This is a genomic window from Luteibacter sp. SVR4-7G, assembly GCF_056755555.1.
On record NZ_JBPGXO010000002.1, the window covers coordinates 90,817 to 103,669 of the forward strand.

General features: G+C 65.8%; 10 protein-coding genes. 5 read left to right on the forward strand and 5 right to left on the reverse strand.

What is annotated here, in order from left to right; translation table 11 throughout:
* Nucleotides 1-169 precede the first annotated feature (169 nt).
* Genes ACR9ZH_RS01205 through ACR9ZH_RS01215 form a run of 3 tightly spaced genes read left to right on the forward strand, consistent with a single transcriptional unit; the run spans nucleotide 170 to nucleotide 4,402 of the window.
* Nucleotides 170-832: an ABC transporter ATP-binding protein gene (locus ACR9ZH_RS01205; protein ID WP_481288932.1), complete on the forward strand. Its 663-nt coding sequence runs from the start codon at nucleotides 170-172 to the stop codon at nucleotides 830-832.
* Nucleotides 825-3,335 carry an FtsX-like permease family protein gene (locus tag ACR9ZH_RS01210; protein WP_481288933.1) on the forward strand — a complete coding sequence of 837 codons (2,511 nt, stop codon included), beginning with the start codon at nucleotides 825-827 and terminating at the stop codon, nucleotides 3,333-3,335. The genes ACR9ZH_RS01205 and ACR9ZH_RS01210 overlap by 8 nt, the downstream gene beginning before the upstream one ends.
* Nucleotides 3,336-3,340: 5 nt before the next feature.
* Nucleotides 3,341-4,402 (forward strand): lipocalin-like domain-containing protein, encoded by a 1,062-nt coding sequence (locus ACR9ZH_RS01215; RefSeq protein WP_481288934.1) that lies wholly within the window; start codon nucleotides 3,341-3,343, stop codon nucleotides 4,400-4,402.
* Between the two features lie 9 nt (nucleotides 4,403-4,411).
* Here the strand turns inward: ACR9ZH_RS01215 and ACR9ZH_RS01220 are convergent, their stop codons facing one another.
* Together ACR9ZH_RS01220 and ACR9ZH_RS01225 are read right to left on the reverse strand one after the other, a co-directional pair.
* Nucleotides 4,412-5,533, reverse strand: coding sequence for a hypothetical protein (locus ACR9ZH_RS01220; RefSeq protein ID WP_481288935.1), 1,122 nt, complete (start codon nucleotides 5,531-5,533; stop codon nucleotides 4,412-4,414).
* Nucleotides 5,530-6,528: an AraC family transcriptional regulator gene (locus ACR9ZH_RS01225; RefSeq protein ID WP_481288936.1), complete on the reverse strand. Its 999-nt coding sequence runs from the start codon at nucleotides 6,526-6,528 to the stop codon at nucleotides 5,530-5,532. Before ACR9ZH_RS01225 ends, ACR9ZH_RS01220 begins: the two co-directional genes overlap by 4 nt.
* 95 nt (nucleotides 6,529-6,623) lie before the next feature.
* Here ACR9ZH_RS01225 and ACR9ZH_RS01230 point away from each other — a divergent pair, with 95 nt between their 5' ends.
* Together ACR9ZH_RS01230 and ACR9ZH_RS01235 are read left to right on the forward strand one after the other, a co-directional pair.
* Entirely contained in the window at nucleotides 6,624-7,856 is a 1,233-nt protein-coding gene (locus tag ACR9ZH_RS01230) for an MFS transporter (protein ID WP_481288937.1), read from the forward strand.
* 98 nt (nucleotides 7,857-7,954) lie between these two features.
* On the forward strand, nucleotides 7,955-8,731 hold the full coding sequence (locus ACR9ZH_RS01235; RefSeq protein WP_481288938.1) for a YkgJ family cysteine cluster protein: 777 nt from the start codon (nucleotides 7,955-7,957) through the stop codon (nucleotides 8,729-8,731).
* A 113-nt stretch (nucleotides 8,732-8,844) separates the two neighbouring features.
* Here the strand turns inward: ACR9ZH_RS01235 and cydB are convergent, their stop codons facing one another.
* The 3 genes from cydB to ACR9ZH_RS01250 all read right to left on the reverse strand — a co-directional run bounded on the left by cydB (nucleotide 8,845) and on the right by ACR9ZH_RS01250 (nucleotide 12,820).
* On the reverse strand, nucleotides 8,845-9,852 hold the full coding sequence (gene cydB, locus ACR9ZH_RS01240; RefSeq protein ID WP_481288939.1) for a cytochrome d ubiquinol oxidase subunit II: 1,008 nt from the start codon (nucleotides 9,850-9,852) through the stop codon (nucleotides 8,845-8,847).
* Nucleotides 9,853-9,857: 5 nt separating this feature from the next.
* On the reverse strand, nucleotides 9,858-11,273 hold the full coding sequence (locus ACR9ZH_RS01245; protein WP_481288940.1) for a cytochrome ubiquinol oxidase subunit I: 1,416 nt from the start codon (nucleotides 11,271-11,273) through the stop codon (nucleotides 9,858-9,860).
* 122 nt (nucleotides 11,274-11,395) lie between these two features.
* On the reverse strand, nucleotides 11,396-12,820 hold the full coding sequence (locus ACR9ZH_RS01250; protein ID WP_481288941.1) for a carbohydrate porin: 1,425 nt from the start codon (nucleotides 12,818-12,820) through the stop codon (nucleotides 11,396-11,398).
* Between the last annotated feature and the right edge of the window lie 33 nt (nucleotides 12,821-12,853).

The window sequence follows — 12,853 nt, forward strand, 5'->3', positions numbered from 1 at the left end:
TACACATGGACGCGGCGTGCGTCTTGGAAATTCAAGGCGCCCCGATACATCATGTCGGCGCGACAAGCACTTGTCCCGGACAGTCCGGAAACGCGCAAGGTTTGTCGCCGCATGTAGACGAAAGTCGTGCAAACGCCGGGGTAGACTCATTCTTTTACCGGAGCTTCCCATGCTAGACGTTGCCGGCCTGGTCAAGAGCGTGCCGGGTGGACGGACGCTCTTCGAGAACATCGACCTGACGCTGGCTCCAGGCGAGTTCGTCGCCATCATGGGAGAGTCCGGTGCGGGTAAATCGACCTTGCTGAACCTGATCGCGGGCCTCGATTCGCCCGATGCCGGCAGCGTGCGGATTGCCGGTGAGGACATCGCGGGACTCGACGACGATGGCCGCACGCGCCTGCGCCGCGACCGCATCGGCTTCGTTTTCCAGGCCTTCCATGTGCTGCCGCATCTCGACCTTGCCCATAACGTGGCCTTGCCGTTGGCGCTGCAAGGCCGCGACGCGGACGGATCGCTGGCTTCCGCCAACGCGATGCTGGAGTCTGTCGGCCTCGGGGGCCGCGGCGCTGCCTTTCCCCGCGAACTCTCGGGCGGTGAATTGCAGCGCGTGGCAGTGGCTCGCGCGCTGGTGCACCGGCCGGGCCTGATTCTTGCGGATGAGCCGACGGGAAACCTCGATCCCGATACGGCGGCGCGCACGCTCGCGCTTTTCGTCGACCAGGTCCGGAACGCGGGCGCGGCGGTCCTGCTGGTGACGCATTCGAGCGTGGCTGCCGCCGTGGCCGACCGTTCGCTGGTGCTGTCGCCCGCGGGCCTGGTGGAACATGGCTGAGAGCCTCCGTCCGGTAGCGCTCGGCTGGCTGCTCTGGAGCGAGTGGCGGGCCTATCCGGGGCGCATCCTTGCGGCGCTGTTCGCGATCGCGCTGGGTGTCGCGCTGGGTTTCGCCGTCCACCTCATCAACGCATCGGCGCTGGGCGAATTCGACAAGGCGGTGCGTTCCGTCAGCGGGGCCGCGGACCTCACGGTGCGCTCGACCAGCGCGCTCGGTTTCGACGAGATGCTTTATCCCCGCGTGGCACGGATGCCCGGGCTTTCCGTTTCGCCGATCGTGACGATGCCTGCGGTGATCGACGGGAAGTCGCCGGTCACCCTGGAAGGTATCGACGTCTTCCGCACCGGTAGCCTGGGGCCGGGTTCCGGCAACGTCGGGTTCGCGGGGCCGGAGGGTTTCCTCAGCGGGAGTTCGGTCTATCTCTCGGCTGCGCAGTTGACGGCGACCGGGCACAAGGTGGGGGACTCGATCAGCCTCAAGGCTAATGGACATACGGTACGGGCCACCATTGCCGGAAGCCTGCCGGCGGAGGCCGGGAGCCAGCTCGCCGTCATGGACATCGCCGCGGTGCAATGGCGCTTCGGCATGCTGGGGCGTCTCCAGCGCCTGGATATCCGGCTGGGGTCCGGCGTCGATGCGGTGCAGGCCACGAAGCGCATTGGCGAAGCCTTGCCCGCGGATGCTCTCGTCGTCGACGCGGCGGGCGACGCAGCGCAGAACGACAGCCTCTCCGCGGCGTATCGCGTGAACCTCGACATGCTCGCCCTCGTCGCGCTGCTGACCGGCGGCTTCCTGGTTTACTCGGCGCAATCCCTGTCCGTGGCGCGGCGCAATGCGCAGTTCGCGCTGCTGCGCGTGCTGGGCATGGAGCGGAGCAGGGTGCGCGCACAGGTGCTGGCCGAAGCGCTCTTGCTGGGTATCGCGGGTGCGGGCATGGGCATCGCACTAGGATTGGGATTGGCATCGCTCGCCCTGAAACTCCTCGGCGGAGACCTTGGCGGCGGATATTTCAACGGCGGAACGCCCCACCTGGTGTTCGCCCCATGGGCCGCGGCCATTTTCGGCGCGCTCGGCGTGGCGGCCGCTGTCCTGGGCAGCATGGTTCCGGCACTGGCGGCCGCGCGGACCCCGCCGGGCATCGCCATCAAGAACCCGGGCGACAGCGTCGATCCGCGCGTGCCCACGCGTCCCTGGCGGGCCATCGTCCTGCTGGCCTGCGCCGTGCTGGCGTCCCTGCTGCCTGCGATCGGGGGCATCGCGTTGTTCGGTTATGTGGCCGTGGCGCTGTTGCTGGCGAGTGGCGTAGCACTCATGCCCTGGCTGGCCAGGGTCCTTGTATCGCCGTTGCGGGACTTGCCGCTCAAGGGCGTGCCGTTCCGCCTCGCGACGGCGCGTCTCTGGGGCGCGCCGTCGCAGGCCTCCGTGGCGCTGGCCGGCATCCTCGCGGCCACCGCGCTGACCGTGGCCATGGCCGTGATGGTGACGAGCTTCCGCGGCTCGGTGGATCGCTGGCTGGGCGATGTGCTCGGCGCGGACGTCTACTTGCAGGTGAACGATGCAACGGCCGGAGGTTTCGATGCCGCCACCGTGGCGCGCATGCGCCGCGTGCCGGGTGTGGCATGGCTGGGTGTGCTCAAGGAAACGCCATTGCGCTTCGATGTGCGCCGCCCCGCGGTCGCCCTGATCGCGCGCACGATAGACGGGCCTGGCGCGCTTCACACACCGATTGGCAAACAGGTTCCCGTTCCGCAAGGGGCGGTTCCGATATGGGTTTCCGAGCCGGCCTCGCGCATTTACCACTGGAAGCCCGGCGATACGCTCGTGCTTCCATTGGCCGGTTCACCGAGGGTCATGGTCGCAGGCGTCTGGCGCGATTACGCCCGTCAGCACGGCGCCATCGTCCTGGACGAAAGAACTTATACGCGCTGGACCGGCGACGGCACCCGTACGGCTGTTTCGGTACTCGTCGCGCCGGACGCCCACATCGACTCGGTGGTCACGGGCTTGCGCAGCGCCATCGGCGCCGCGAGAAGCGGTTTCACCGTCAGCCGTCCGCAGGATATCCGCCGGAGGGCGCTCGAAGCCTTCGATCGCAGTTTCCTCATCACGTATCTGCTCGAAGGCATCGCGGTGTGCGTCGGACTCGCCGGCGTCGCCGCCACCATCGGTGCGCAGGTGCTCGCGCGGATCCGTGAATTCGGCATGCTGCGCCACGTGGGCGCGACGCGCGGCGAACTCGTGCGCATGCTGCTTATCGAGGGTGCCTTGCTCGGCGGCGTAGGCGGCGTTGCGGGCGTCGCCCTGGGGCTTGCCATGAGCCAGGTGCTTATCCACGTGGTGAACCCGCAATCGTTCCACTGGACGATGGATACCCTGTTGCCCTGGCCCTTCCTTTGCGGCGTCGTCGCGAGCCTGGTCGTGTCGACGGCGGGCGTGGCGCTCGTGGTTGGCCGCAGCGTGCTGTCGACCGATGCCGTGCGCGCGGTGCGGGAGGACTGGTGATGCGGATGCGTTGGCTGCTCATGGCCCTGCTGGCGGTAGCCGTCCCGGGACTCGCCGGCGACCGCGTCGTATATCCGCGCGTGCCCACCGAGGCGCCGGTGGTCTTGCCACGCGATTACGGGGCGCATCCCGAGTACAAGCTCGAGTGGTGGTACGTTACCGGCTGGCTGGACACGAAAGGAGGACCGGTAGGCTTCCAGGTCACCTTCTTCCGAACGCGCTTGCCCTTCGACGACGGCAATCCGAGCCGCTTCGCGGCGCGTCAGTTGATCCTCGCTCATGTCGCCCTGGCCGATCCCTCGGTGGGACGCCTTGAGCACGGCCAGCGCCTCGCACGGGAAGGTCTCGGACTCGCGGGTGCCGCGACCGGGAATGCCGATCTCAGGATTGACGACTGGTATCTCCTGAGATCCGAAGACGCTACGTGGACCACCCGGTTCGGTACGGACAAATTCACCCTCGACCTGAAACTGGTTCCCACACAGGCACCCTTGCTTCAGGGCGATCGTGGCTACAGCCGCAAGGGGCCGGGCTCGGAAGAAGCCTCGGCCTACTTCAGCCTGCCGCACTTGTCGGTGAAAGGGCGGCTGATACGAGGCTCGCGCACGGAGGACGTGCACGGCACAGCCTGGTTCGACCGCGAATGGTCTTCCAGCCTACTCAACCCACGTACGGTGGGATGGGACTGGGTAGGGCTCAACATGGATGACGGCAGCGCCGTCACTGTCTTTCGTGTCCGCGATTCCTCGGGTCACCCCATGTGGGCCGGTGGCAGCATCCGTGGAGCCGACGGCGGCCTGACCATCCTGGGGCCGAAGGACATCGCCTTCGAAACCCGCCGCATCTGGCGTTCGCCACGGACGGGGGCGAAATATCCTGTAGAGACGACGGTATCGATCACCACTGCATCCGGGACGAAGCGCCTTGCGTTGCGCCCGCTGATGGACGATCAGGAACTGGACGTCGTGCCTATGGGTGGGCCGGCCTATTGGGAGGGCGCGGTGAAGGTCGACGGCGGGCGGGGATATCTGGAACTCGTCGGGTACGGGGGCAAGATCGGACTTTGATGTCGCTGGCTACGCGTGGGTCAGCGAGATGACGATCTCCACGACGATGAGCACCACGATGGCGACTTCCAGCCATTCGTTTCGCCGGCTCGATGCCTCCTCATACAGGGCTGCGTAGGTGTCGCGGATGATCGACAGCTTGCGGTCCACCGAGGCGCTCAGTGCCTGCACGCGGAACAGCGACAGTGCGCTGCTGTAGATCCGTGCAAGGTAGACGTCTTCCGTCACTTGTAACGCGTTGTCCACGCGCTCGGTGAGTTCGGTGACTTCGGCGACCAGCGCGTACAGCCCGCGCGCCAGATGGGCGAAGCGGCGCGATGCCAGCAGGGAGGCGGTGGAGCGGGCCTTTTCCACCTGGTCGTACATGCGTGGGAGCTCATCGTCGAGCAAGAGGTCGTAGTAGCGCATCTCCACCAGCTGCGCATTGGCCACCTCGATCACGTCGGCCACGTCGGAATCGCCGCGCGGTTCGTAGATGAAGGCCCGGTCCCAGGTCAGCACGACGAGGTCGTCGGCGTAATACGAGAAACTGCGGGACAGGAGATCCTTCTTCGCCGCCCGGGACAATGGCCGGGTTTCGCCCGTGAGCACCTCGGTCAGGTCGATGCGGTCCATCAGCCCTTCCGCATCCATGTTCTCGTTGAATGCCTGGACGGTCGCGATGAGGTGGTCTTCGTCCAGACGCTCGCCTTCCGTCGGGCGGTCCAGCGCGGGACGGATCACGTCCTGCACGCGTTCGAGCAGGTCGTTCCAGAACGGTGTGCCGGACGCGGGGCCGAAGCGTTTATCCACGTCGGTCACGTCGCGCACGTAAGCCGGCCAGGGCTGTCCGGTGCGCCGGATGCGCAGGGAGAGCGCAGCAAGGCCGAAGTCGTAGAGCCGGACCGATATCGCGGCGCGCACCGGGCCGCTCGCAAGCACCACATCCACCTCGCCCAGCGAAAGCCAAAGCGGCGGAACGCCGAAGCTCACCGCGTCCGGCGGTGTGCTGGTCAGCGAAGAACGGGCGAAGGCCGTGCTGCCGCGCTCCGTCCACAGCCGTTCCGCGTGCGCCAGGTCGACGCTGTAAGCGATGTCGATCAAGCGAAGCGCAGTCACTTCGCCGGAGGAAACGACGAGGTTAGCGGTCATGTGCCTGTCCGGAGCATCGCGGGGAGGGGGTGGTGCATGGGATCCATGCCACGCATGGCCCCTGGCGCAACGCCCACGATGCGCTTGAACGCGCGACTGAACGCGGCGAGCGATCCATAACCGAGCCGGAAGGCCACGGCCTCGATCGGTTCGCGATCGCGCCCGATCCATTGCGTGGCGAGGCGCATGCGCAGCTCGGTGAGGTAACGCACGGGCGTCATTCCGGTCGCTTCCAGGAAGCGCTCGGCGAACACCGATCGCGAGCTGCCCATTTCGGCAGCCAGTTCGGCGACGGTCCAGTTTCGCCCCGGATCCCGATGCAGCGCGACGATGGCTTTGCCCAGGCGAGGGTCGCGCAAGGCTTGCACCCAGCCCGTGGCGTCGCCACAACCGCACTCGACCCAGCCACGCACGATGATTGCCGAGACCACGTCTGCAAGCCGGGCGAGGATGCCGGCGAATCCGGCGCGCTTGTCGCGCGACTCGCGCTCCATGGCGTCGAGGATGGGTGGAAGTTCCGGATATTTTTCAAGCAGGGTTCCTACAAGCATGACCTCAGGCATCGCGTTGACCAGCGGCTGCATGCCGCCGAGTTCGAATTCCATGCAGCCGCTGAAGATAAGGGCACCGTCGGTTTGCGTGGCAACCGGGCAGTCGGGCTGGATGTCCTTCACCGATGCGCATAAGGGCGTCGTGTCGAACGTGCTGACGTCGCGGCATGCCACGTCGTCGGACGATACGAGGCAGTGCGCACGTCCTTGCGGCATGAGGAGGGCATCACCCGTGCCCAGCGAGTGGACCGTGCCTTGGTCGGTCCGCAGCAACACCGGACCCCGGCCGATGAAGTGGAACTGGGCCCGCCCGGGCGCGGCGTGAAAGGCGACGCCGAACGGCCGGGCGACTTCGATCCGGCGGTAGTTGACCCCGAAAAGGCGCATGCCTTGCAGCAGTTCGCTTGCCGGGTCGGGGGCGCGGGCTGAAACCTGGATACCCATGTCGGACGCACGATCAATAGAAAGAGATTTTGCATCATATACCGTCCGGATCGGTGCGCCTAACCTTCCGTCTTTCCTCTTTCGACGGAAGCGACATGAATACCTGTGTGGAAGCTGCTGACGCGGCACCGGCGGAGACGCAGCCCGCCTGGGGGGCCGTATTTGCCTTGACCCTTGGCGTGTTCGGCCTTGTCACCGCGGAATTTCTCCCAGCCAGTCTCCTTACCCCCATGGCGGCGAGCCTGCAGGTCACCGAAGGGATGGCCGGGCAGACGGTGACGGCGACCGCGGCGATCGCATTGGCGACGAGCCTCGTCATCTCGGTGCTCACACGGAATACGGACAGGCGCCGGCTTCTGCTGGCATTCTCGGTACTGCTGGTGGGCTCGAACCTGCTCGTGGCGTTCGCCCCGAATCTCATGATGGTGTTGCTGGGACGCGTGCTGCTGGGCATGGCCATCGGTGGCTTCTGGACCATGTCCGCGGCGACCGCGATGCGTCTGGTGCCGGAAGCGATGGTGCCTCGCGCACTATCGATCATCTTCAGCGGTGTTTCCGTCGCCACGGTTGCGGCCGCGCCATTGGGCAGCTACTTCGGCCACCTGATCGGCTGGCGGAATGTCTTCCTCATCGCGACGGCCGTCGGCGTGCTCGCGTTTTTCTGGCAGCTGGTGACCTTGCCGCGCATGCCGTCCAGCGGTTCCGCGCGTATGGGTACGCTGATCGACGTCATGAAGCGGCCTGCCATGGGCGTCGGCATGCTCGCGGTGACCCTCGTATTCACCGGACACTTCGCCTTCTTTACCTATCTGCGCCCCTTCCTGGAGACGGTGACCGGCGTCGGCGTCAACGGGCTCTCGGGCATGCTTCTCGGCTTCGGCGTCGCCAACTTCGTCGGCACCTCGCTGGCCGGCTTCGTACTCGAACGCTACCTGCGCCTCACGCTGCTCCTCATGCCGGCGGTGATGGGTGCCTTGGCTCTCGCACTGGTGATGCTGGGCCGCGCACCCGTAGCGGACGCGGTGCTCGTGACGTTGTGGGGCGTCGCTTTCGGAGCCGTGCCGGTCGCCTGGACCACCTGGATCACCCGGACGGTGCCGGACGAAGCCGAAAGCGGCGGTGGCCTGATCGTGGCCGCCGTGCAGCTGGCCATCACGCTGGGCGCCGCATTGGGCGGTGTCGTGTTCGACGCGACCGGAGCCAAAGGCGTGTTCGTCGGCAGCGCGGTGGTCCTGCTGCTTGCGGCGGGAACAATCTCGACGGGGCTCCGTGCGGGCGGCATGGACAGGCGGAGCGACGATTTCGCGGGAGAGGCCGACGAAGCGTAGGAACCTGCGGGTTTGCGGGAGGCTGTAACCGAGGACGGGATGCAACCGAATGCGTTCGTTGTACCTTTCCTCATCAGCCAGCTGGCACAGGGCCGCACATGACCATCCACTTCTCCTGCACGATGTGCGGCCGTTGCTGCCATGGCCTGCGCTTGCCCATCGGTGTAGACGAGGCGGTGGCCTGGCTACGTGACGGTGGCGACGTGCAGTTGTTCTGCGAGGCGATTCCATGGCCGGAGGAACCGCCGGCCGACAATCACCTTGCCTGGTACAAGCGGCGCAGGTCGTTCGCGGCGACCAGCGGAAGGCTTCCTGTGCGCATCATCGTCTCCTTGATGGCCACCTTCGAAGGAGCCTGTCCGAACCTGCAAGCGGACATGCGCTGCGGCATCTACGAAAGGCGGCCGCGGGCGTGCCGGGTCTATCCCGCCGAGGTGAACCCGTTCTTCGCGCTGAATCGCGAATCGAAGCTCTGTCCTCCGGAAGCTTGGCAAACGCATGAGCTGCTCCAGGGAGAAGACGGCGAGTGGACCGATCCCGAGGTAGCGCGATCGATCGCAGGCATGCGCGAGGCTGACGCGCGCGATGCGTCGGTGAAGGAACGGCTCTGTGCCACGCTGGGCATTGCGATGAGCGGCCTCTCGAATGAAGGCGTCGTCGTGCATGCGCCCGGCCGCGAACGCTTGCTGTCGGCGTTGGAAGACGCAACGAGCGACGATTACGTCGGTGACGGCGCAACCGCGTGGCATGTCGTTTCGCACCGGCGCGCCACGCTGGACCTGCTGCAATCGGCGGGAACGGCATGGTTGTTGGCCTCCGGGCTCGAACCGACGACCGCGAGCTTCATGGGCTTCGTCGCCGGCGACACCGACTGATCAGTGCGGCACGAGCAGCCGGAACAGCGCAGCGACCAGGCCGACGGCGAGCACGCCCCCGACATAAAGCATCGCGAACCACGCGACCTGCCGCCAGCGACCGCGCGCGGTCATCAGTGATACCCCGGATCGTCCGCGCGCACCTTGCCGCGGAATACCCAGTACGCCAGTGCCGTGTAGGCAAGGATGATGGGAATGACGATGGCCGCGCCCACCAGCGTGAAGAGCTGGCTCGAGCGGGGTGCCGATGCCGTCCAGATGTCGAGCGACGGCGGCACGATGTTCGGGAAGATGCTGATGATCAGGCCCGTGTAGCCGAGGAACAGGATGGCCAGGGTCAGCAGGAACGGCGTGCGGTCGGCTCCCCGTCGCAGGCTCACGAGGATGCCGGCAAGGCACGCCAGGACGAGTACGGGCACCGGCAGGAAGAAGAACAGGTTCGGTGTGGAGAACCAGCGGTGCGCCACGGCCTGCTGGCCGAGGACGGTCCACAGGCTGACGATACCTATCGTAGCTCCAAGCACGAGGGTCAACGGCCGCATCAGCACCCCCATGCGTCGCCGCAGCTCGCCTTCGGTTTTCATCAGCAGCCAGCCGCAGCCGAGCGTGGCATAGGTCACCAGCAGGCCGATGCCGGTGAAGAGGTTGAACGGCGTGAACCAGTCGAACGGGCCACCGGCGAACCTTCCGTCGCGCACCTCGATACCCTGCAGCAGGGTACCGAGGATCACGCCCTGGGCGAAGGTGGCGACGCCGGAGCCGCCGATGAAGGCGAGGTCCCACAGGTGCTGGGTGCGCCGAGCCTTCGCGCGTATCTCGAAAGCCACGCCGCGAAAGATCAGTCCGCAGAGCATCGCCACGATGGGCAGGTAGGTCGCGGGCAGCAGGATGGAATAGGCGAGGGGAAACACGGCGTAGAGCGACGCGCCACCCAGCACCATCCAGGTCTCGTTGCCGTCCCACACGGGAGCGACGGTATTGAGCATGACCTGGCGCTCGCCTTCGCGGTCGAAGAAGGGAAAGATGAGGCCGATGCCGAGGTCGAAGCCATCGAGCATCACGTAGAGGAAGACGCCGAAGCCGATGATGGCCGCCCAGATGACTGGCAGGTCGATGGTCATGGCGATCACTCGTCGATGGGGTCGGTGGGGCGCGACAGCGGGCGGTGGTCGAACCGCTCGCGGCCGTGGCCGGTGTCGGCAGCTTCCGCGTCCGCTTCGTCGCGGGGCATGTTCGGCCCCTTTGCCATCAGCTTCAGCATGTAATAGATCCCCGTGCCGAAGACGAGGAAGTACACCATCACGAAGATCATGAGCGAGGTGCCCACCTGCCGCACGTCGATCGCGGATACCGCATCCCGCGTGCGCAATACGCCATAGACCACCCATGGCTGTCGCCCGGCCTCCGTGGTGACCCAGCCGGCGATCAGCGCGATCAGACCCGTGGGGCCCATGTAGAGCGCGAAGCGCTGGAACCAGCGCGCGTCGTAGAGACGCCCGTGCCGCCGCAGGGCCAGTCCCGCCAGGGCCAGGAGGAGCATGAGCGTGCCCATGCCCACCATGATGCGGAAGCTCCAGAAGACGATGGTCGAGTTCGGGCGGTCTTCCGGGGCGAAGGATTTCAGGCCGCGCACCTCGCCGTCCCAGCTGTGCGTGAGCACGAGGCTGCCGAGATGCGGCACCTGCAAGGCATATCGGGTGGTCTCGGCTTTCATGTCCGGCCATCCCACCAGGTTGAGCGCCACACCCTTCTCCGTTTCCCAGAGGCCCTCGATGGCTGCGATCTTGGCGGGCTGGTATTTACGGGTATTGAGCCCGTGCGCGTCGCCTACCGCGACCTGGATGGGCACGACCAGCAGGAGCATCCACAGCGCCATGGAGAACGATTTGCGGATGGCGCGATCCTTCCGCCCGCGCAACAGATGCCACGCAGCGCAGGCACCCACGAGCAGGGCCGCCACGATGAACGCAGCCAGGGACATGTGCACGAGGCGGTATGGGAAGGACGGGTTGAAGACGATCTTGAACCAGTCGACGGGAACCACCTTGCCGTCGACCAGCGCATGGCCTTGCGGCGTCTGCATCCAGCTGTTCGACGAGAGGATCCAGAAGGTGGAGATGAGCGTGCCGATGGCCACCATCAGCGTGGCGAAGAAGTGGGCCTTCGGACCCACCTTCGTCCATCCGAAGAGCATGATGCCGAGGAAGCCCGCTTCGAGGAAAAAAGCCGTCATCACCTCGAAGGTCAGCAGCGGGCCCGTGACCGAACCGGCCACGGCGGAAAATCCGGACCAGTTCGTGCCGAACTGGTAGCTCATCACCACGCCGGATACCACGCCCATCGCGAAGCCGACGGCGAAGATCTTCGACCAGAAGAAGAACAGCTCCTTGTAGACGAGCTTGCCGGTCTTCAGCCAGAGACCTTCGAGTACGGCAAGGTAGCTCGCCAGGCCGATGCTTATGGCCGGGAAAATGATGTGGAACGACACCGTGAAGGCGAATTGCCAGCGCGCCAGGAGGAGTGCCGTGTCGGGAACGTTCATGGGATTCTCCGTCTCGCGCACAGTCTAGGCCGCCGTGCGCGCACTGCTTGCCAGCGCGACACTTTGGCGCGTGAAAGATTGTCGCAGGACGGAGGGGGTGGCTGGATTGCAGCCGCTTGCCGCTACTCCGCGTCCTGGGGCTTGCGCAGGCCGAACAGGGCGGAGATGTTCATCTGGAGGTTGAGGCCGTAGACCAGCAGGTTCTTCGGCAGCACCCTGGTGTTCGGTATGCCCGAATTGTCCGGATGCACGATGTACTGGATGTTCGGCATCAGGGTGATGCCACGGGTGACGTGCCAGCCGTAGTTGAGTTCCACGTCGTACTGGTGCGGATTGTTGCTGCCGTGGCCGCCGGCCTTGATGCGGGCGTCGCGCAGATAGTCACGCTCGGCATCGGTCATGTCGAAGTATGAAATGGACAGGCCCACGGTGTCCTGCGGGCGGCTGGCGAACGGTCCGGTGAGGACGAAACCGGTGTAGATCTGCTGCCGCATGATCTCATCGGTTTCCAGCTGCTGCACGATGCCGGCGAAGACGTTGAGGTTGCGCGACGAGCCCGGGTTCGCGCGCCACATCACGCGGTCGGCCATGAGGTACACGCCGGACCGGTTCGGATCGGCCTGGCGTGCGGCGCCGCCATGCAGGCCGCGCGACTGGCCCTTCGTGTTGTAGAACGGATCGTTGATGGGTGCCGTGCTGAGGTAACCGCCAAACTTCACTTCGAAGCCATACGGATCCGCCTTGGGATCGGTATGCGTCCAGCCGAATTCCACGGGAATGGTCACCCCGGTGGCATTGGCGACGGAGAAATCGAGGCCGTTACTGGCAGACGTGGTCGGGTTCACCTCATACACGCCGGTTTCGACGTAGGTGTGCTTCGAGGTCTGGTATTTCACGTTCATCGCCCAGGTTGCCGACGGCAGCAGGCTGTAACCGGCCTCGGAGTTGATCAGGCGCGGCACGCCGCAGTGGACTCCGGACTGGAACTGGCAATTGGTGGCCAGGTGGGCGTAGTAGCTGGTGGTGCCCAGGCGTCCGATCAGGATGTCCAGGCGATTGTCGAGGAACTTCTGTTCGTAAGCGAAAAGACCGAGATGCCACTGGGGGAATTCGTTCTTGTAGATGTACTGCTGCTTGGCGAACGTGCCGGTCACGTCGTGGTTCAGCCCGTTCCCGTAGTCACGGTATACGGTGAAGTGGAAGCTGCCGCCGCGAAAGCCGAGCAACTTGTCGAGGTCGAGGTCGGCACCGATATTGAACTGGCCGACGTTGGTGCGGCCCTGGTCCACGCCGCCGCGCGGATTGGTCGCGTACTGGTTGATCAGGTTCGCCCGCAGGAAAACGCCCCGCGCGGCGAGCCGCTGCAGGCTGGCCGACAGCGAGTCGTCCTTGTGCGCAGTGCTCGCGGCCGGCGTTGTCGCGCCGCTGTTCTGCGCGGCGGCATCCCCTGTAACCGCGGGCGAAGCGAAGGCCGCGCCCGTGGCGAGACAGCAAAGGCTACCCAAGCCCACGGCGGTGGCGCCGAAGGTGTGCTGGTTGAACTTCATGTAACGTCCCCTCCCCAGGTGGACTGGTGGATC